At 54.1% G+C, this 18,783-nt stretch carries 16 protein-coding genes and 2 pseudogenes; 15 read left to right on the top strand and 3 right to left on the bottom strand.

All coding sequences use genetic code 11. The annotated features are described in order from the left end of the window. Positions 1-55 precede the first annotated feature (55 nt). Complete coding sequence (gene aas / locus ACLHV9_RS20055) at positions 56-2,215, top strand: bifunctional acyl-ACP--phospholipid O-acyltransferase/long-chain-fatty-acid--ACP ligase (protein WP_407221007.1); 2,160 nt, start codon at positions 56-58, stop codon at positions 2,213-2,215. Continuing rightward, on the top strand, positions 2,208-3,401 hold the full coding sequence (lplT, locus tag ACLHV9_RS20050; protein ID WP_028016918.1) for a lysophospholipid transporter LplT: 1,194 nt from the start codon (positions 2,208-2,210) through the stop codon (positions 3,399-3,401). Before aas ends, lplT begins: the two co-directional genes overlap by 8 nt. 47 nt (positions 3,402-3,448) lie before the next feature. Here lplT and ACLHV9_RS20045 read toward each other — a convergent pair whose 3' ends face one another. The 3 genes from ACLHV9_RS20045 to mutH form a co-directional block, all read right to left on the bottom strand. Continuing rightward, complete coding sequence (locus ACLHV9_RS20045) at positions 3,449-4,489, bottom strand: NADP(H)-dependent aldo-keto reductase (protein WP_108090393.1); 1,041 nt, start codon at positions 4,487-4,489, stop codon at positions 3,449-3,451. A 132-nt stretch (positions 4,490-4,621) separates the two neighbouring features. Next, complete coding sequence (locus ACLHV9_RS20040) at positions 4,622-4,840, bottom strand: YgdI/YgdR family lipoprotein (RefSeq protein WP_028016916.1); 219 nt, start codon at positions 4,838-4,840, stop codon at positions 4,622-4,624. Between the two features lie 128 nt (positions 4,841-4,968). Continuing rightward, positions 4,969-5,661 carry a DNA mismatch repair endonuclease MutH gene (mutH, locus tag ACLHV9_RS20035; protein ID WP_028016915.1) on the bottom strand — a complete coding sequence of 231 codons (693 nt, stop codon included), beginning with the start codon at positions 5,659-5,661 and terminating at the stop codon, positions 4,969-4,971. Positions 5,662-6,344: 683 nt separating this feature from the next. Here mutH and rppH point away from each other — a divergent pair. The 13 genes and pseudogenes from rppH (at position 6,345) to recC (ending at position 18,748) form a co-directional block, all read left to right on the top strand. Continuing rightward, on the top strand, positions 6,345-6,875 hold the full coding sequence (gene rppH, locus ACLHV9_RS20030) for an RNA pyrophosphohydrolase (protein ID WP_013098553.1): 531 nt from the start codon (positions 6,345-6,347) through the stop codon (positions 6,873-6,875). A 12-nt stretch (positions 6,876-6,887) separates the two neighbouring features. Then, a complete protein-coding gene (ptsP, locus tag ACLHV9_RS20025; protein ID WP_028016914.1) occupies positions 6,888-9,134 on the top strand; it encodes a phosphoenolpyruvate--protein phosphotransferase in 2,247 nt (748 codons plus the stop codon). A 194-nt stretch (positions 9,135-9,328) separates the two neighbouring features. Next, complete coding sequence (gene lgt / locus ACLHV9_RS20020; protein WP_023309046.1) at positions 9,329-10,204, top strand: prolipoprotein diacylglyceryl transferase; 876 nt, start codon at positions 9,329-9,331, stop codon at positions 10,202-10,204. Positions 10,205-10,210: 6 nt separating this feature from the next. Continuing rightward, positions 10,211-11,005: a thymidylate synthase gene (thyA, locus tag ACLHV9_RS20015; protein ID WP_108090391.1), complete on the top strand. Its 795-nt coding sequence runs from the start codon at positions 10,211-10,213 to the stop codon at positions 11,003-11,005. Positions 11,006-11,189: 184 nt separating this feature from the next. Further along, a pseudogene (locus ACLHV9_RS20010) lies at positions 11,190-11,294 on the top strand (prepilin-type N-terminal cleavage/methylation domain-containing protein); the annotation flags it as partial. Positions 11,295-11,386: 92 nt separating this feature from the next. Next, a complete protein-coding gene (tnpA, locus tag ACLHV9_RS20005; RefSeq protein WP_032939119.1) occupies positions 11,387-11,767 on the top strand; it encodes an IS66-like element accessory protein TnpA in 381 nt (126 codons plus the stop codon). Then, positions 11,764-12,111 (top strand): IS66 family insertion sequence element accessory protein TnpB, encoded by a 348-nt coding sequence (gene tnpB, locus ACLHV9_RS20000; protein ID WP_003843771.1) that lies wholly within the window; start codon positions 11,764-11,766, stop codon positions 12,109-12,111. Before tnpA ends, tnpB begins: the two co-directional genes overlap by 4 nt. Before the next feature lie 49 nt (positions 12,112-12,160). Next, the gene (gene tnpC / locus ACLHV9_RS19995; RefSeq protein WP_003843773.1) at positions 12,161-13,699 is read left to right on the top strand and encodes an IS66 family transposase; all 1,539 of its coding nucleotides are present in this window, start codon (positions 12,161-12,163) and stop codon (positions 13,697-13,699) included. A 39-nt stretch (positions 13,700-13,738) separates the two neighbouring features. Beyond that, positions 13,739-14,104 (top strand): annotated as a pseudogene (locus ACLHV9_RS19990) (prepilin peptidase-dependent protein); the annotation flags it as partial. Continuing rightward, entirely contained in the window at positions 14,095-14,655 is a 561-nt protein-coding gene (locus ACLHV9_RS19985; RefSeq protein ID WP_108090389.1) for a prepilin peptidase-dependent protein, read from the top strand. The pseudogene ACLHV9_RS19990 and the gene ACLHV9_RS19985, both read left to right, overlap by 10 nt. Beyond that, positions 14,652-15,053 (top strand): DUF2509 family protein, encoded by a 402-nt coding sequence (locus ACLHV9_RS19980; protein ID WP_108090388.1) that lies wholly within the window; start codon positions 14,652-14,654, stop codon positions 15,051-15,053. Before ACLHV9_RS19985 ends, ACLHV9_RS19980 begins: the two co-directional genes overlap by 4 nt. Further along, entirely contained in the window at positions 15,038-15,361 is a 324-nt protein-coding gene (locus ACLHV9_RS19975) for a prepilin-type N-terminal cleavage/methylation domain-containing protein (RefSeq protein WP_128347306.1), read from the top strand. Before ACLHV9_RS19980 ends, ACLHV9_RS19975 begins: the two co-directional genes overlap by 16 nt. A gap of 12 nt (positions 15,362-15,373) precedes the next feature. Beyond that, positions 15,374-18,748, top strand: coding sequence for an exodeoxyribonuclease V subunit gamma (recC, locus tag ACLHV9_RS19970; RefSeq protein WP_108090386.1), 3,375 nt, complete (start codon positions 15,374-15,376; stop codon positions 18,746-18,748). The last annotated feature ends 35 nt before the right edge of the window (positions 18,749-18,783 follow it).

The following is an 18,783-nucleotide window of genomic DNA, read 5'->3' as shown; positions in this document are numbered from 1 at the left end:
TAATCTGCCACCATTTACTATCAACCCTTCACACTGGCTGGCAAAGGGAGTTGAGATGCTATTTGGGTTCTTCCGTACACTTTTCCGTATTCTTTTTCGAATCCGCGTCACTGGCGATGCCCAGGCGCTTCGCGGTGAACGCGTTCTTATCACACCAAACCATATTTCCTTTATAGATGGCATTTTACTGGCGCTGTTTTTGCCCGTGCGTCCGGTGTTTGCGGTTTATACCTCCATCAGCCAGCAGTGGTATATGCGTTGGCTCACACCGCTGATTGATTTCGTGCCGCTCGACCCGACTAAACCGATGATGATTAAACATCTGGTACGTCTGGTGGAGCAGGGGCGTCCGGTGGTCATCTTCCCTGAGGGACGCATCTCGGTGACGGGCTCGCTGATGAAAATCTACGACGGCGCGGGGTTTGTGGCGGCGAAGTCAAAAGCCACCGTGGTACCACTGCGTATTGAAGGGGCGGAGTTAACCCGCTTCAGCCGTCTTAAGGGGCTGGTAAAGCAGCGCCTGTTCCCCAAAATAACGCTGCATATTCTGCCGCCGACCTCGTTACCGATGCCTGACGCACCGCGTGCCCGCGATCGTCGTAAAATCGCGGGTGAAATGCTGCACCAGATTATGATGGAAGCGCGTATGGCCGTTCGTCCGCGCGAAACGCTCTACGAGTCCCTCCTTTCCGCACAATACCGCTATGGGGCGAAGAAAAACTGTATCGAAGACATCAACTTTACCCCGGATACCTATCGCAAACTGCTGACTAAGACCCTGTTTGTGGGCCGCATTCTGGAAAAATACAGTAAGAAGGGTGAAAAAATTGGTCTGATGCTGCCTAACGCGGGCATCAGCGCTGCAGTGATTTTTGGTGCCGTTTCTCGTGGTCGTATACCGGCGATGATGAACTACACGGCGGGTGTGAAGGGGCTGACCAGCGCCATCACCGCCGCTCAGATTAACACTGTTTTTACCTCTCGACAGTTCCTGGATAAAGGCAAGCTCTGGCATCTTCCCGAACAGCTCACCCAGGTGCGCTGGGTCTTCCTGGAAGATCTGAAAGCGGACGTGACCACTGGCGATAAGCTGTGGATTTTTGCGCACCTGCTGATGCCGCGTCTGGCGCAGGTCAAACAGCAGCCGGAAGATGATGCGATTATCCTCTTTACCTCTGGTTCGGAAGGTAACCCCAAAGGTGTTGTCCACAGTCACAAGAGTATTCTGGCGAACGTTGAGCAGATCAAAAGCATTGCTGACTTTACTGCGAATGACCGTTTTATGTCGGCGCTACCGCTGTTCCACTCCTTTGGGCTGACGGTGGGGCTGTTTACGCCGCTGCTGACCGGTGCTGAAGTGTTCCTCTATCCAAGCCCGCTGCATTACCGCATTGTGCCGGAGCTGGTGTATGACCGTAACTGCACCGTCCTGTTCGGGACATCTACTTTCCTGGGTAACTATGCGCGTTTTGCCAACCCGTATGATTTTTATCGCGTGCGGTATGTGGTAGCTGGCGCAGAAAAGCTGCAGGAGAGCACGCGTCAAATCTGGCAGGACAAGTTTGGTTTGCGCATTCTTGAAGGCTATGGTGTGACCGAGTGCGCACCGGTGGTTTCGATTAACGTGCCGATGGCGGCAAAACCGGGTACGGTTGGCCGAATTCTGCCGGGGATGGACGCGCGTCTGCTGGCCGTGCCGGGCATTGAGGACGGAGGCCGTCTGCAGCTGAAAGGGCCAAACGTGATGAACGGTTATCTGCGCGTGGAAAACCCGGGTGTGCTGGAAGCGCCGACGGCGGAAAACGTTAAGGGTGAGGTTGAAACGGGATGGTACGACACCGGCGATATTGTCCGTTTTGATGAACAAGGTTTTGTGCAGATCCAGGGGCGTGCAAAGCGCTTCGCCAAAATCGCCGGTGAAATGGTCTCTCTGGAAATGGTTGAGCAACTGGCGACGGCCGTCTCCGCGGATAAGATTCATGCGACCGTGGTGAAGAGTGATGCTAGCAAAGGCGAGGCGCTGGTGCTGTTTACGACCGATACTGAGCTTAAGCGCGACAGGCTACTTAGCTACGCGCGTGAACATGGTATTCCTGAACTGGCAGTGCCGCGCGATATTCGCTACCTGAAGCAGCTCCCGGTGCTGGGGAGCGGGAAGCCCGATTTCGTGACCCTGAAGAGCATGGTTGAAGAGGCGGAACAGCAAAATGCGTGAGTCAGTACACACTAACACATCGCTCCGGTCAAAAGGCATGATGGCTGTCATCGCCGCGCAGTTTCTCTCTGCGTTCGGTGATAACGCGCTGCTGTTTGCCACTCTGGCGCTGCTGAAAGCCGAGTTTTATCCAGACTGGAGCCAGCCGATCTTGCAGATGGTGTTTGTGGGCGCTTACATTATCTTTGCCCCCTTTGTGGGGCAGGTGGCGGACAGTTTCCCGAAAGGCCGGGTGATGATGTTTGCTAACGGCCTGAAATTGCTGGGTGCCGCAAGCATTTGTTTTGGTTTTAATCCGTTCATTGGCTATACGCTGGTGGGCATTGGCGCTGCCGCTTACTCCCCGGCGAAATATGGCATCCTCGGGGAGCTGACAACGGGTGATAAGCTGGTGAAAGCCAATGGTCTGATGGAGTCTTCCACCATTGCGGCCATCCTGCTCGGCTCCGTTGCGGGTGGGGTGCTTGCCGACTGGCATGTGCTGGCCGCTCTGGGGGTCTGTGCGGTGGTGTATGGCGGGGCGGTTGTGGCTAACCTGTTTATCCCGAAGCTGCCAGTTGCACGCCCGGGACAATCCTGGCGCTTTAAGCCGATGACCGGCAGTTTCTTCAACGCCTGTCGCGTGCTGTGGCGTAACGGTGAAACGCGCTTCTCCCTGATGGGAACCAGTATGTTCTGGGGAGCGGGTGTCACGCTGCGCTTCCTGCTGGTGCTATGGGTGCCGGTGGCGCTGGGTATCACCGACAATGCGACTCCAACCTACCTTAATGCGATGGTCGCAATCGGGATTGTTGTTGGTGCGGGGGCGGCAGCGAAACTGGTGACGCTTGAGACGGTGGCGCGTTGTATGCCGGCAGGGATCCTTATTGGCGTAGTCGTGCTTATTTTCTCGCTGCAACACGCGCTATTGCCAGCTTATGCCCTCCTGATCCTGATTGGTATTCTGGGTGGATTCTTCGTGGTGCCGCTGAATGCGCTACTGCAGGAACGTGGCAAGCAAACTGTCGGTGCAGGCAACGCCATTGCGGTACAAAACCTGGGTGAAAACCTGGCGATGCTGTTGATGCTGGGACTTTACTCGCTGGCGGTAAAAGTGGGCGTGCCGGTGGTGGGGATTGGCGTCGGGTTTGGTGGGCTGTTTGCGCTGGCGATTGCTGGCTTGTGGATCTGGCAGCGTCGGCGTTGAGTTCTTTGCCGGGTCAGGCGAAGCCGCCACCCGGCAAAAGCGTCCAGCTATGGTGCCGGGTATGTATATACCTGATGCACCGCTTCAATCTCCGCTAACACCTCTTCACTCAGGTTCAGATGGAAACTCTCAATGTTGGTTTTCAACTGTTCCATAGTGGTCGCGCCCAGTAGGGTGCTCGCAACAAACGGCTGACGACGTACGAAGGCCAGCGCCATCTGCGCCGGATCAAGACCGTGACGTTTCGCGATATCTACATAGGCTGCAACGGCTTTCTGCGTCTGCTCGCCGCTGTAGCGGGTAAAGCGGCTAAAGAGGGTATTACGCGCGCCAGCCGGTTTCGCGCCGTTCAGGTATTTCCCCGTCAGCGTGCCAAATCCGAGACAGGAATAGGCGAGCAGTTCCACTTCTTCATACTGCGTCACTTCGGCCAGCCCCACTTCATAGCTGCGATTAAGCAGGCTGTACGGATTCTGGATGGTGACGATACGCGGCAGATCGTGTTTATCCGCCAGGTGCAGGTAACGCATCACACCAAAGGCCGTTTCGTTAGATACGCCGATGTAGCGGATTTTACCCGCTCGCTGGCACTCGGTCAGCGCTTCCAGCGTTTCCAGTAGCGTAACGGCAGGGGCGCTCTCATTCCAGCTGTAGCCGAGTTTACCAAAGCAGTTTGTTGGACGCTGAGGCCAGTGAACCTGGTACAGGTCGAGATAATCTGTTTGCAGGCGCTTCAGGCTGGCATCGAGCGCGGCACGGATATTCTTGCGATCGAGGATCTGATTTGGACGGATCCCAGCATCGTTATTACGTGCGGGGCCGCTGACTTTCGACGCAATGACCAGCTTTTCACGGTTGCCACGTTTTGTCAGCCAGTTACCGACGTAGGTTTCGGTAAGCCCCTGTGTTTCCGGACGCGGGGGGACAGGGTACATCTCTGCGACATCAATCAGGTTAATCCCCTGGCTGACGGCATAATCGAGTTGCGCATGGGCATCGGCTTCGCTGTTTTGTTCACCAAATGTCATCGTGCCCAACCCCAATTGGCTTATCTCCAGAGAGCTGTGGGGGATACGGTGATAATGCATAGCCGGCTTCCTTCAATAGACATGTAGACCGCGTCAGGAACTTCCCGACAAAGGAATATAAACATGGCAGAGGGGAAGCAAAAGGGGAAGAAAAAAATCAAAAAGGCCAGCAAGCGACTGACCTCTCTCTGTTTATCGCTCGATAATTTGTGAGACTTCGTCGCGGTTGATCTGCATTTTATTGCCTTGCTGATCGCGATAGCTGACCAGACCGGTATCATCATCCACTTCAGGTTTTCCGTCGGTCAGGATCATCCGACCATCTTTTGTCGCCATGACGTAATCGCTGCTACAGCCCGATACTGCAAACGCTAAGCCGACTGCTGATATTAACACTGCCCATTTTTTCATCGTTATCGTCCTCACCTGGCTGGTATCAAATCATAGTGTAGTATTAACCCGATATGCCGGCAGGAGGAAGCGGTAAAATCTTAAAAACCAGATGATTATGTTTGGGATCTCTCAAAATGAGTAAAAAACTATGTTTTTAGTAAAAAATGGCGTGCAAGCACTGCGCCGGTGAAATTCTTTTTGAGATAAAAGCCGCGCGGCAACGTCAGTATTGGCTCGCCCTGCGCACCGATCGCTTCGGTAAGCGCTTTACTGTTGGCTGCCTTCGGGCGCAGCTGTAACACTTCCCCGTGTCGGGCTGTGATGCGCTCTACCTGTCCAAGAACGATCATATCCATCAGTTCCTCCCAGTCCAGACGCAATTGATGCTCCTCCTCTTCATTCGGGCTCCAGAGCAGCGGTGCGCCAACGCGACGATCGGCCAGTGGAATGTGGCGTTCACCTTCAACCGGTACCCAAAGCACGCGTTTCAGCTTATGGCGAACGTGGCTGGTTTCCCATGTCACACCGGTATTGCCGGTTAATGGCGCAACGCAGACAAAGGTGGTCTCAAGTGGCTTCCCCTGGCTGTCTATGGGAATGGTTTTTAACTCTACGCCAAGAGCCGCAAAATCTTGCTCTGGTTTACTCCCCGCACTGGCACCCAGCCACAGTTCAAGCAGCATGCCCGTCCAGCCTTTATCCCGTTTCAGATCCTTCGGGATCGGAATCCCGGCCATTGCCGCCAGCTCGCCCAGCGAAAAGCCAGCCAGGCGTTGAGCCTGCTGGAGCAACTGACCTTCGCTGGATGGAGGTGAAAGCAAGGGTGTAAGCGGATGCATGAAGATAACCTTTTGATTAAAAAATAAACGAAGAAATTGTCCCCTGTGGATAGAGTTTAACTTTTTCTGTACGAATATTCCATGTATATGATTTATAGGTTTTTTTATTAGTTTGAAATCGTTTCACCTGAGAAGAAAAACCGGTTGTTCAAATCTGGTCACTGACAATGAACAGGATCTTACACCATGTTATCCACAGAAAAATGGGATAACTGGGCATAACCCTGACTACTGTTTCAATTTACAGCCTTGACGTGCGATGAAAATCGAATTTTCAGACAATTTGTGCCTAACTTATTGGCACAATCTGTGGATAAAACCGACGCTGTTCGATCTTTCATCAGCGCGACGATCCCTGATGTGATGATCGTCACGCTATTCTGTATTTTGTTTGTGATAACACACTTAACTGCATGAAAATAATAGCATTATATAATATTGATGAAAGCGGGACGCAGACGGGGATTGAGGTTGTTCATCGGTAATTAGACACTTTTTCACAACTATATCCACAGAAAAGGTGAATAAAAATCCCTTTGCAGGCTCTTATCTGTTTATAACTCAGCACTTATTTGTGAGTTATTCAAATGTTATTAGGTTGCAGGCCTGTAAGAGAGTGGTTTACCGCCTCCCTGTAGTGTGAAACAATCATTCATATATAAGGTTTAGTTTGGGGTAGTCCGGTGATTGATGACGATGGCTACCGCCCGAACGTAGGAATAGTAATTTGTAATCGTCAGGGCCAGGTAATGTGGGCCCGGCGATATGGTCAGCACTCGTGGCAGTTCCCGCAAGGCGGGATCAATCCAGGAGAGTCCCCAGAACAAGCGATGTACCGGGAGCTTTTTGAAGAGGTCGGTTTAAGCCGAAAAGATGTTCGCATCCTGGCTTCGACCCGCAACTGGTTGCGTTACAAGTTACCGAAACGTTTGGTGCGTTGGGACACAAAGCCGGTTTGTATCGGCCAGAAACAGAAGTGGTTTCTGTTGCAGTTGGTGGGCAACGATTCAGACATCAATATGCAAACCAGCAGTACGCCGGAGTTTGATGGTTGGCGCTGGGTAAGCTATTGGTATCCTGTTCGTCAGGTCGTGTCATTTAAACGCGATGTTTACCGTAGGGTGATGAAAGAGTTCGCAAGTGTGGTAATGCAGCTTCAGGAGATCCCCCCTAAGCCGCAGAGCGCACCTGCCTGGCGACGTAAAAGAGGTTAAGCTACGCAAATCATGCTCACCCGCTTGCGAGAAATAGTCGAGAAGGTGGCCAGTGCTCCGCGTCTCAATGAGGCGCTGAACATTCTGGTCACTGACATCTGTCTTGCGATGGAGACCGAGGTCTGTTCGGTGTATCTGGCCGACCACGATCGGCGCTGCTATTACCTGATGGCGACCCGTGGTTTGAAAAAACCACGCGGACGCACCGTAACGCTCGCATTTGATGAAGGTATCGTGGGTCTGGTTGGGCGGCTGGCTGAACCTATCAACCTTGCCGACGCGCAAAAACACCCCAGCTTTAAATACATCCCTTCCGTAAAAGAAGAGCGCTTCCGCGCGTTTCTTGGCGTGCCGATTATCCAGCGTCGCCAGCTGCTCGGCGTGCTGGTTGTTCAGCAGCGCGAGCTGCGTCAGTACGATGAAAGCGAAGAGTCTTTCCTCGTCACGCTGGCCACGCAGATGGCGGCGATCCTCTCCCAGTCTCAGCTTGCCGCCCTTTTCGGCCAGTATCGCCATACGCGCATTCGCGCCCTTCCTGCGTCGCCAGGTGTGGCGATTGCAGAAGGCTGGATGGACGCCACGCTACCGTTAATGGAGCAGGTTTACGAAGCCTCAACGCTTGATGAAGCACTTGAGCGCGAGCGTCTTACTGCTGCGCTGGAAGAGGCGGCGAATGAATTTCGTCGTTACAGCAAACGCTTTGCCGCAGGTGCGCAAAAAGAGACGGCGGCCATTTTTGATCTCTATTCACACCTGCTTTCCGATGCGCGTTTGCGTCGCGAGCTTTTTGCGGAAGTGGATAAAGGCTCGGTCGCGGAGTGGGCCGTTAAAAAGGTTATCGAAAAATTTGCCGAGCAATTTGCGGCACTGACTGATGGTTACCTGAAAGAGCGGGCGGGAGATCTCCGAACCCTGGGACAACGACTGCTGTTCCATCTGGATGACACCATTCAGGGGCCAAATGCCTGGCCAAAACGGTTTGTGCTGGTCGCCGATGAACTCTCCGCGACGACGCTGGCTGAGCTGCCTCAGGACAGGCTGGCCGGTGTGGTAGTGCGCGATGGTGCCGCCAACTCACACGCTGCCATTATGGTGCGTGCACTGGGTATTCCTACCGTGATGGGCGCAGATATCCAGCCGTCAGTGCTGCATCGACGCACGCTGGTTGTCGATGGCTATCGCGGTGAGCTGTTGGTTGATCCTGAGCCGGTTCTGCTCCAGGAATACCAGCGTCTTATCAGTGAAGAGAACGAATTAAGCAAGCTGGCAGAAGATGACGTTAACCTGCCCGCACAGCTAAAGAGCGGTGAGCGGATCAAAGTCATGCTCAACGCCGGCTTAAGCCCTGAGCACGAAGAAAAGCTTGGCAGTCGCATTGATGGTATCGGCTTATACCGCACCGAAATCCCGTTCATGCTGCAAAGTGGGTTCCCCTCAGAAGAAGAGCAGGTTGCGCAGTATCAGGGAATGCTGCAGATGTTTAACGATAAACCTGTCACCCTGCGTACTCTGGATGTTGGCGCTGATAAACAGCTGCCCTATATGCCGATCAGCGAAGAGAACCCGTGCCTGGGCTGGCGTGGGATCCGCATTACGCTCGATCAGCCGGAGATCTTCCTGATCCAGGTGCGCGCCATGCTGCGCGCGAATGCCGCGACGGGCAATCTCAGCATTTTACTGCCGATGGTCACCAGCATTGATGAGATCGACGAATCACGGCGTTTGATCGAACGCGCTGGCCGTGAAGTCGAAGAGATGATTGGCTACGCGATCCCGAAACCGCGGATTGGGGTGATGCTCGAAGTGCCGTCTATGGTCTTCATGTTGCCGCAACTGGCCAACCGGGTTGATTTTATCTCTGTCGGCACGAACGACCTGACGCAATATATCCTGGCCGTCGACCGTAACAACACCCGTGTCGCCAGTATCTACGACAGCCTGCACCCGGCGATAATCCGCGCGTTAGCGATGATCGCTCGTGATGCGGAACAGTACGGGATTGATTTACGCCTGTGCGGTGAAATGGCCGGGGATTCAATGTGTGTGGCGATCCTGATTGGTCTGGGATACCGCCATCTGTCGATGAACGGTCGCGCCGTTGCACGTGTGAAGTACCTGTTGCGGCATATTGAAATCGACGATGCCCGAGAGCTGGCTGAACGCAGCCTGGAAGCGCAACTGGCTACTGAAGTCCGTCATCAGGTTGCTGCGTTTATGGAACGACGCGGTATGGGCGGCCTGATCCGCGGCGGGCGCTAATCATCTTTCTCCCTCTCCCTGTGGGAGGGGGGCACCAGCGCGCATAAAACCCTATACACATCTTTTACATCTCTGGCGCATCCTCCGCGCCCGCCTTATGCTATGATTCGCAACTTTGGAGCCTCTGCTTACGGCAGAATCGCATTTCTACCGCTGTCCACTTTCAGCGGAATAACAACATCTTGTGGTGACAGATGAACAGTGGTTATCTGCATTTTCCGGAATTTGATCCGGTCATTTTCTCAGTAGGACCTGTTTCGCTTCACTGGTACGGTCTGATGTACCTGGTGGGCTTCATTTTTGCCATGTGGCTCGCTGGCCGTCGCGCCAGCCGTCCTGGCAGCGGCTGGACCAAAAACGAAGTTGAAAACCTGCTGTATGCGGGCTTCCTCGGCGTGTTCCTCGGTGGCCGTATTGGGTATGTGCTGTTCTATAACTTCCCGGTATTCCTGAACGATCCGCTCTATCTGTTCCGCGTGTGGGATGGTGGTATGTCCTTCCACGGCGGCCTGATCGGCGTGATTCTGGTGATGGTGATTTTTGCTAAACGCACCAAACGCAACTTCTTCCAGGTTTCAGATTTTATCGCACCGCTGATCCCGTTTGGTCTCGGCGCTGGCCGTCTGGGCAACTTTATCAACGGTGAACTGTGGGGGCGCGTTGACCCAAGCGTGCCGTACACGATGCTCTTCCCGGGCTCCCGCGCAGAAGATATCGCGCTGCTGCCATCCCACCCGGAGTGGCAGTCTATTTTCGATACCTATGGCGTTCTGCCGCGCCATATGTCCCAGCTTTACGAACTGGCGCTGGAAGGCGTGGTGCTGTTTATCATCCTGAATCTGTTTATCCGCAAACCGCGTCCGATGGGGGCTGTTTCTGGCCTGTTCCTGATTGGCTACGGTGCGTTCCGTATCATCGTCGAGTTCTTCCGTCAGCCAGATGCACAGTTTACCGGCGAGTGGGTGCAGTACATCAGCATGGGGCAAATTCTCTCCATTCCGATGATTGTCGCGGGTGCCATTATGATGATTTGGGCGTATCGTCGTCGTCCACAGCAACAAATTTCCTGAGGAACCATGAAACAGTATCTTGAATTGATGAAAAAAGTGCTCGCTGAGGGCACGCCGAAAAACGACCGTACCGGTACCGGCACGCTCTCCATTTTTGGCCACCAGATGCGCTTCAATCTGCAAGAAGGCTTCCCTCTGGTGACGACAAAGCGCTGCCATCTGCGCTCGATCATTCATGAACTGCTCTGGTTTCTGCAAGGCGATACCAACGTTGCGTATCTGCACGAAAACAACGTCTCAATCTGGGACGAATGGGCAGACGAAAACGGCAATCTGGGCCCGGTTTACGGTAAACAGTGGCGCGCATGGCCAACGCCTGATGGCCGCCATATTGACCAGATAACCACCGTGATGAACCAGCTGAAAAACGATCCGGACTCGCGCCGTATTATCGTTTCCGCCTGGAACGTGGGGGAACTGGATAAAATGGCGCTGGCCCCGTGCCACGCGTTCTTCCAGTTCTACGTGGCAGACGGCAAGCTCTCCTGCCAGCTCTACCAGCGCTCCTGCGACGTGTTCCTCGGCCTGCCGTTTAACATTGCCAGCTATGCGCTGTTAGTCCACATGATGGCGCAGCAGTGCGACCTGGAAGTGGGCGATTTTGTCTGGACCGGTGGGGACACCCATCTTTACAGTAACCATTTGGAACAGACGCATCTCCAGCTGACCCGTGAACCGCGTGCGCTGCCGAAGCTGATTATCAAACGCAAACCGGAGTCTATCTTCGACTACCGCTTTGATGATTTTGAGATTGAGGGCTACGACCCGCACCCTGGCATCAAAGCGCCCGTCGCTATCTGATGTAGCAAAGCGTGACACAACCGGTGCTTTTTAGCGCCGGTTTTTTTTCGCCTTCATCCCGTTTCACGAAGCGATATCCAGAAAGCGTGCAACACGCTGCAACTCGGTCGATTCTCTGGATAACGACTCGGAAAACAGCAATCCGCTGCTCGTCACCTTCACGGCACTTCGCCACACTCCCGGTATGAAAAAAGAGAATGGTTTTACGCTTATCGAAACACTGGTAGCGATTTCGTTGATTGTCATCCTCAGCGCGTCAGGGTTATACGGCTGGGACAGCTGGCAACGGGTAAGCGTACAGCGTGAACCGTCTGGTCATAATCCGAAGCATCCGACAAAGTGGTGTCCACCAAATAAGTAGTGGGAACCAAAGTGTCAGATATGCAGAAAAATGTGACTCCCGGCAGGCGAAAAGGCTGCCCTAATTATTCTCCTGAGTTTAAGCAACAACTCGTTGCTGCCTCCTGCGAACCAGGAACATCCATCTCAAAACTGGCGCTTGAAAATGGCATTAACGCCAATCTGCTGTTCAAATGGCGCCAACAATGGCGCGAGGGAAAGCTGCTATTACCTTCTTCAGAGAACCCGCAGCTACTTCCTGTGACTCTCGATGCCGCTGACGTACAGCCAGAGCCGCCCACTGAGAGCCCGGAAGCCCTCAGTATCAGCTGTGAGATAACGTTCCGGCACGGGACGCTCCGCCTCAACGGCACTGTCAGCGAAAAGTTCCTGGCTCTGCTGATACAGGAGCTGAAGCGATGATCCCGTTACCAACAGGTACCAAAATCTGGCTGGTTGCCGGTACCACTGATATGAGAAATGGCTTCAACGGTCTTGCCGCAAAAGTACAGACGGCGCTGAAAGACGATCCGATGTCCGGCCACGTCTTCATCTTCCGGGGTCGCAGCGGCAACCAGGTCAAACTGCTGTGGTCCACCGGCGACGGGCTGTGCCTGCTGACCAAACGGCTGGAGCGTGGTCGCTTCGCCTGGCCCTCTGCCCGTGATGGCAAAGTGTTCCTGACCCCGGCCCAGCTGGCGATGCTGATGGAAGGCATCGACTGGCGACAACCTAAACGGTTGCTGACATCTCTGACCATGTTGTAGGCCTCTTTATCCTGGTTGTTGCTGAATAAGCCTGGTAAAATACGGGCTTATGAACGACACCTCTTCTGACGAAATCCTTCTGCTGAAACAGCGGCTTGCCGAACAGGAAGCGCTGAACCGCGCCCTGCTGGAAAAGCTGGCCGACCGTGAGCGCGAAATAGACCACCTGCAGGCGCAGCTGGATAAACTCCGCCGGATGAACTTCGGCAGCCGTTCCGAAAAAGTATCCCGTCGTATCGCACAGATGGAAGCTGACCTGAAGGTGCTTCAGAAAGAAAGCGATACGCTGACCGGTCGTGTGGATGACCCGGAAGTGCAGCGCTCGCTGCGTCAGACCCGCACCCGCAGACCGTTCCCCGAATCACTCCCGCGTGATGAAAAGCGTATGCTTCCGGCAGAATCCTGTTGCCCGGAGTGCGGTGGTTCGCTGAGTTACCTGGGTGAAGATGCCGCCGAACAGCTGGAGCTGATGCGCAGCGCCTTCCGGGTTATCCGGACAGTACGTGAAAAACATGCCTGTACTCAGTGCGATGCGATCGTGCAGGCAGCGGCGCCTTCACGGCCCATTGAGCGGGGTATCGCCGGCCCGGGGTTGCTGGCCCGCGTGCTGACCTCAAAGTATGCAGAGCACACACCACTGTACCGCCAGTCTGAAATATACGGCCGCCAGGGCGTGGAACTGAGTCGCTCACTGCTGTCGGGCTGGGTGGATGCATGCTGCCGGCTACTGTCGCCGCTGGAAGAGGCGCTTCAGGACTATGTCCTGATGGGTGGCAAACTCCACGCCGATGACACGCCCGTCCCGGTACTGTTACCAGGTAATAAAAAGACGAAGACCGGGCGGTTGTGGACGTACGTTCGCGACGACCGCAACGCCGGGTCAGCGCTGGCGCCGGCCGTGTGGTTCGCTTACAGCCCGGACAGAAAAGGCATCCATCCGCAGAGCCATCTTGCGGGCTTCAGCGGTGTTCTGCAGGCGGATGCGTACGCCGGGTTCAACGAGCTGTACCGCAATGGACAGATAACTGAAGCAGCCTGCTGGGCTCACGCCCGCCGCAAGATCCATGATGTGCACGTTCGTACTCCATCAGTGCTGACGGAGGAAGCCCTGAAACGGATAGGCGAACTGTATGCTATCGAGGCTGAAATACGGGGAATGCCGGCAGAGCAGCGTCTTGGTGAGCGTCAGCAGAAAGCTAAACCGCGACTGAAATCCCTGGAAAGCTGGCTGCGTGAAAAGATGAAAACGCTGTCGCGACACTCAGAGCTGGCGAAGGCGTTCGCGTACGCACTGAACCAGTGGCCAGCACTGACGTACTATGCAGACGATGGCTGGGCTGAAGCCGATAACAATATCGCTGAAAATGCGCTGCGGACGGTCAGCCTGGGCCGCAAAAACTTCTTGTTCTTCGGCTCTGACCACGGTGGTGAGCGCGGAGCACTGCTGTACAGCCTGATCGGGACGTGCAAACTGAACGGCGTGGAGCCAGAGAGGTATCTCTGTCATGTGCTCAACGTCATAGCTGACTGGCCGGTCAATCAGGTCAGCGAACTGTTACCCTGGCGAATAACCCTGCCAACTGAATAACCCGTTCCCGTCAATACGGTTCTCGCTGTACGCTTACGGCAACGGCAGCAGCGGCTGTGGCAAACCGCCAGTCAGGTTCGCGATTACCTGGTGTTTCTGCGCAACAATGCCAACCGGCACAACCGCGACCATCAGGTAACCCTTCAGCGGATTGGAGGCAGGGACTGCCTGGTGAGCTCAGTTATGAAGAGTTGCGAGAAGGGGAGTCCCTTTGTGCTGATGCCACTCTGGCCTGAAGTCACGGTGAGTGAACTAACACCGTCATTAGGGTTTTATGGATTAAGAGATACGGCATGGGCAGGGAGAATACGCGTACAAAGTCGAGCAGGAGAATGGCTGATTATTGTCTCAAATGGAGGACGCATCAGAATGTGCAAAAGTTCAGGGGACGGTTCATGTCAATGAGACAGCGCGGTTTCTCACTGATTGAAGTGCTGATTGCTACAGCGATCAGCAGCCTTTTGCTGGTAAGCGCATCGCGTTTTTTACCCGGGTTGCAGCGGGCTGTACTACTGCAATCCGGCCAGCGAGAGCTGGAAGAAGAGGTCTGGCAGCGCCTGTTCGCCCTCGGTAAACATCTTCAGCGCGCAGGATATTGTGCCGGAAACTGTCAGGGACAAGGGCTGGTGATTGGCAGGGAAGGGAGCTGTGTCATTGTACGGTGGGATGCCACCAGTAACGGCAATTGGGATAACACCGCATCCGAAAATGACAGCACCGGTTTTCGTCTGGAAGCAGGAGCGCTGGAAATGCTGCGTGGGGCAACTTCGTGTGAAGGAAAGGGATGGGAAAAGCTCACCGAACCGGACAAGCTTGTGATCCTGCACTTTATGGTGCGTAAAGTTGAGCATGCCGGTTTTGCACCAGAGTTGAATATTGAACTGACCGCCAGTCGTAAAGGTGAGCAGAGGGAGCCATATCAGGCTTTATATGAGGTCACGGGGTATAACTTGTGAACCGTCAACGCGGAATGTCTTCGCTGGCGTTGGTTTTGCTTTTACTGGTGCTCGGTACTCTGCTCCTCACCGGTCTCAACCAACAACTCACAACGTTTAGTGCGCTCGTGGGTGATGAGAGCCGTTCACTCCAGCAGCAGGCGTCTGTGCAATCTGCACTTGAGTGGGGACGCGTTCAGGATTGGTCGTCAGAGCCCCAGATTCAGTGCAAAAAGGCATCGTCATGGCGAGTTTGTTTACGGCTATTAAGTGAGAAGGATGTTTTGCTCATTGCTGGAGTCAATGACCTGCTGCTCTGGCGCACAGGAGAGATAATCGACGGCAAGATTCGCTTCTCGCCTCACGGCTGGAGTGATTTTTGTCCGCTAAAGGGGAGTGTGTTATGCCTGTTGCCATGAACAAAGAAAGAGGGTTCAGCATGGTTGAGGTTCTCCTGGCGATGATGCTGATGGTGATAATCGTGACCGCACTGTCAGGTTACCACCGGGCACTGGCGACGCGGTTCACCTTGTTTAGCCAATATCGTCAGCTCTGGCACCATGCCTGGAACCAGTCCCAGCTCTCAACAAATGCACTACCGGAAGGCTGGCAGGCCAACCGGGGGCAGACAACGCTCGCCGGATGTGTCAGCATCACGGTTACACTTATTTCTCCTCTGGGGCGGCGCGGTGAGATAACGCGTCTGCATTGCCCGGTTAGCCAGTAGTCGGGAGCGTCTATGTTAAGGGTTTACCACTCAAATCGTCTGGATGTGCTGGAAGCACTGATGGAATATATCGTTGAGGGCGGGCGGCTTGACGATCCTTTTGAGCCTGAAATGGTGCTGGTGCAGAGCACCGGTATGGCACAGTGGCTGCAAATGTCGCTTTCCCGCAAATTTGGCATTGCCGCGAACATTGAGTTCCCACTACCCGCGAGCTTTATCTGGGAGATGTTTGTCCGCGTGTTGCCGGATATCCCGGAGCAAAGTGCGTTCAACAAGCAAAGCATGAGCTGGAAGCTGATGGCGTTGCTGCCGGAAATGCTTCAGCGCGATGAGTTCGCGATGCTGAACCACTATCTCAATGACGATACCGATAAACGCAAGCTGTTCCAGCTCGCGTCGCGTACCGCCGATCTCTACGATCAATATCTTGTTTATCGTTCTGACTGGCTAATTCGTTGGGAAGCAGGTGAGCTGGTGGAGGGGTTACCGGAGGCGCAAATCTGGCAGGCGCCACTATGGAAAGCGCTGGTGGAGCACACGGAGAAACTTGGCCAGCCTAAGTGGCACCGTGCCAATCTGTACGATCGGTTTATCTCCATACTTGAAAATACGTCGGAGCGACCAGCCCGACTGCCATCACGCGTGTTTATCTGTGGAATATCTGCATTACCCCCAGTCTATCTCAAGGCGTTGAATGCGCTGGGTAAACATATTGATATTCATATTTTGTTTACCAACCCTTGCCGGCAATATTGGGGGGATATCCTCGACCAACGCTGGCTTTCGCGGCTGGTGACTCGCCAACGAAAACGCCTTTTTGAAGAACGAACCATCCCGCTGTTTAAAGACGGCTCGACTGCCGGGCAACTTTTCGATGAAGAAGGTATCCAGAACCTGCCCAATCCGCTGCTTGCTTCGTGGGGGAAGCTGGGGCGTGATTACATTCACATGCTTTCTGATATCACTTCATCAGGTGAAGGCGACGTGGATGCCTTTGTTGAGATCTCCCCGGATAGCCTGCTGCATAATATTCAGTTAGATATTCTGGAGCTGGAGAACCGTGCCGTCATGGGTGTTACGGCGCAAGAGTTTGAACGCAGCGACAGGAAGCGGAGGCTGGATCCTGACGATCGCAGTGTCACCATCCACGTTTGCCACAGCCCGCAGCGCGAAGTTGAAATCCTTCATGACCAGCTGTTGCACATGCTGCAGGATGATCCTGAGCTGACGCCGCGCGATATCGTGGTGATGGTGGCGGATATCGACAATTACAGTCCCTTCATTCAGGCCGTTTTTGGCAGTGCGACGGGTGAACGATACCTGCCTTACGCTATCTCGGACCGCCGTGCCCGTCAGTCTCACCCGGCTTTGCAGGCATTCATCACCCTGTTGTCACTGCCTGATAGTCGGTTTATCTCCGAAGATGTTCTGGCATTACTGGATGTTCCAGTTCTGGCTGCCCGCTTCAACATCAATGAAGAGGGGCTACGCTACCTTCGCCAGTGGGTGAACGAATCGGGTGTTCGCTGGGGGATCGATGACGATAACGTCCAGGCGTTCGGACTCCCCCCAACCGGGCAGCATACCTGGCGGTTTGGCCTGACACGTATGCTGTTGGGATATGCCATGGAAAGCAGTCAGGGGGAATGGAATGAGGTACTGCCTTACGATGAGACCAGTGGGTTAATTGCTGAACTGGTGGGGCATTTGGCTTCACTATTGATGCAGCTTAACCGCTGGAGAAGTGAGTTAATGCAACCGCGGACTCTGGAAGAATGGCTCCCGGTTTGCAGGGCATTGCTCAATGATTTCTTCCTGCCAGACAGTGACACTGAAGCCGCAATGGCGCTCATTGAAACGCAGTGGCAGGCTATCGTCGACGAGGGCGTGAACTCCCATTATCACGAAGAGATCCCCTTGTCACTGCTGAGGGATGAGTTGACGCAGCGGCTTGACCAGGAGCGAATCAGTCAGCGTTTCCTGGCGGGCCCGGTGAATATCTGCACCCTGATGCCAATGCGTTCTATCCCGTTCAAAGTGGTGTGTCTGCTTGGCATGAATGACGGTATTTATCCACGTGCACTGGCACCACTGGGATTTGATCTGATGAGTGCTAATCCAAAGCGGGGTGACCGTAGTCGTCGTGATGACGATCGCTATCTCTTCCTTGAAGCGCTCATTTCCGCCCAAAGTAAGCTCTATATCAGTTACATCGGCCGTTCAATTCAGGACAACAGTGAGCGTTTCCCTTCTGTTCTGGTGCAGGAGCTGGTGGATTATATCGGACAGAGCCACTACCTGCCGGGGGATGAAGAACGTAACTGCGATGAAAGTGACAAGCGGGTGAAAGCGCATATCACCTGTTGTCATAGCCGCATGCCGTTTGACCCGGTGAACTACGTGGTGAGTGAGCAACAGAGCTATGCTCACGAGTGGCTTCCTGCGGCGAAAAAAGAGGGAACTGCGCATACCGATTTCATTCAGGCGCTTGACCCTCGGCCCATTGACACACTGACATTTGAACAGCTTCAGCGGTTTTGGGCGCACCCGGTGCGGGCCTTTTTCCAGCAGCGATTACAGGTCAATTTCCGCTCTGAAGAGAACGAAATTCCCGATGCGGAGCCCTTTACGCTGGAAGGGCTGGAGCGCTATCAGTTAAACCTGCAGCTGTTGAATGTACTGGTTGATCAGGAAGATGCTGACAAACTTTTTCGCCGTTACCGCGCAGCAGGGCAATTGCCTTATGGGGCGTTTGGTGAAATTGTCTGGGAGGCGCAGTGCCAGGAGATGACTGCGCTGGCCGAGCGCGTAAGGGAGTGTCGACAACCCGGTAAAAGCATTGAAATTGATCTCAACTGTAACGGCGTTCAGTTGACGGGCTGGCTAACCCAGGTTCAGGCGGACGGGCTGCTACGCTGGCGACCTTCTATGCTTAGCGTTTCTCAAGGGTTGCAACTCTGGCTGGAACATCTTGTCTACAGTGCGATGGGTAATAAAGGCGAAAGCCGGATATTCGTGCGCAAAGAGGGCGAATGGCGCTTCCCACCGATGGAGTCTGAACAGGCGTTACGTTATCTGTCTTTGTATATTGAGGGCTACCGTCAGGGCATGAACAAACCACTTTTGTTACTGCCTGAGAGTGGCGGTGCCTGGATAAAAGCCTGTTATGACGTACAGAATGATGCAATGTTAACGGACGAGGCGTCACTGCAGAAAGCGCGAAGTAAATTTATACAAGCCTATGAAGGAAACATGATGGTACGTGGCGAAGGTGAAGATGTCTGGTATCAGCGCTTATGGCGCACTCTTGAACCAGAGTACTTCGAGACGATCACGGAAGAGGCACTGCGTTACCTGTTACCGTTGTTCAAATTTAATCAGTCCTGATTGTTGTATAAAAATTGCACAGGAAAGGGTGTTCA

Origin of the sequence: Enterobacter sp. CPE_E890, assembly GCF_046521475.1 — a bacterium.
Taxonomy (GTDB): Bacteria; Pseudomonadota; Gammaproteobacteria; order Enterobacterales; family Enterobacteriaceae; genus Enterobacter; species Enterobacter adelaidei.
The sequence above is the reverse complement of the archived record's forward strand: the minus strand, read 5'-3'. Positions and strand labels throughout refer to the sequence as shown.

What these genes read in the sequence shown, in the direction of transcription:
- ACLHV9_RS19975 (WP_128347306.1), top strand. Translation starts at nt 15,038, where the DNA reads ATGCCTGTTGCCATGAACAAAGAAAGAGGGTTCAGCATGGTTGAGGTT.
- tnpC (WP_003843773.1), top strand. Translation starts at nt 12,161, where the DNA reads ATGAACGACACCTCTTCTGACGAAATCCTTCTGCTGAAACAGCGGCTT.
- aas (WP_407221007.1), top strand. Translation starts at nt 56, where the DNA reads ATGCTATTTGGGTTCTTCCGTACACTTTTCCGTATTCTTTTTCGAATC.
- ACLHV9_RS20045 (WP_108090393.1), bottom strand. Translation starts at nt 4,489, where the DNA reads ATGCATTATCACCGTATCCCCCACAGCTCTCTGGAGATAAGCCAATTG.
- tnpB (WP_003843771.1), top strand. Translation starts at nt 11,764, where the DNA reads ATGATCCCGTTACCAACAGGTACCAAAATCTGGCTGGTTGCCGGTACC.
- tnpA (WP_032939119.1), top strand. Translation starts at nt 11,387, where the DNA reads ATGCAGAAAAATGTGACTCCCGGCAGGCGAAAAGGCTGCCCTAATTAT.
- mutH (WP_028016915.1), bottom strand. Translation starts at nt 5,661, where the DNA reads ATGCATCCGCTTACACCCTTGCTTTCACCTCCATCCAGCGAAGGTCAG.
- recC (WP_108090386.1), top strand. Translation starts at nt 15,374, where the DNA reads ATGTTAAGGGTTTACCACTCAAATCGTCTGGATGTGCTGGAAGCACTG.
- lgt (WP_023309046.1), top strand. Translation starts at nt 9,329, where the DNA reads ATGAACAGTGGTTATCTGCATTTTCCGGAATTTGATCCGGTCATTTTC.
- ptsP (WP_028016914.1), top strand. Translation starts at nt 6,888, where the DNA reads ATGCTCACCCGCTTGCGAGAAATAGTCGAGAAGGTGGCCAGTGCTCCG.
- ACLHV9_RS19985 (WP_108090389.1), top strand. Translation starts at nt 14,095, where the DNA reads ATGTCAATGAGACAGCGCGGTTTCTCACTGATTGAAGTGCTGATTGCT.
- ACLHV9_RS20040 (WP_028016916.1), bottom strand. Translation starts at nt 4,840, where the DNA reads ATGAAAAAATGGGCAGTGTTAATATCAGCAGTCGGCTTAGCGTTTGCA.
- thyA (WP_108090391.1), top strand. Translation starts at nt 10,211, where the DNA reads ATGAAACAGTATCTTGAATTGATGAAAAAAGTGCTCGCTGAGGGCACG.
- lplT (WP_028016918.1), top strand. Translation starts at nt 2,208, where the DNA reads ATGCGTGAGTCAGTACACACTAACACATCGCTCCGGTCAAAAGGCATG.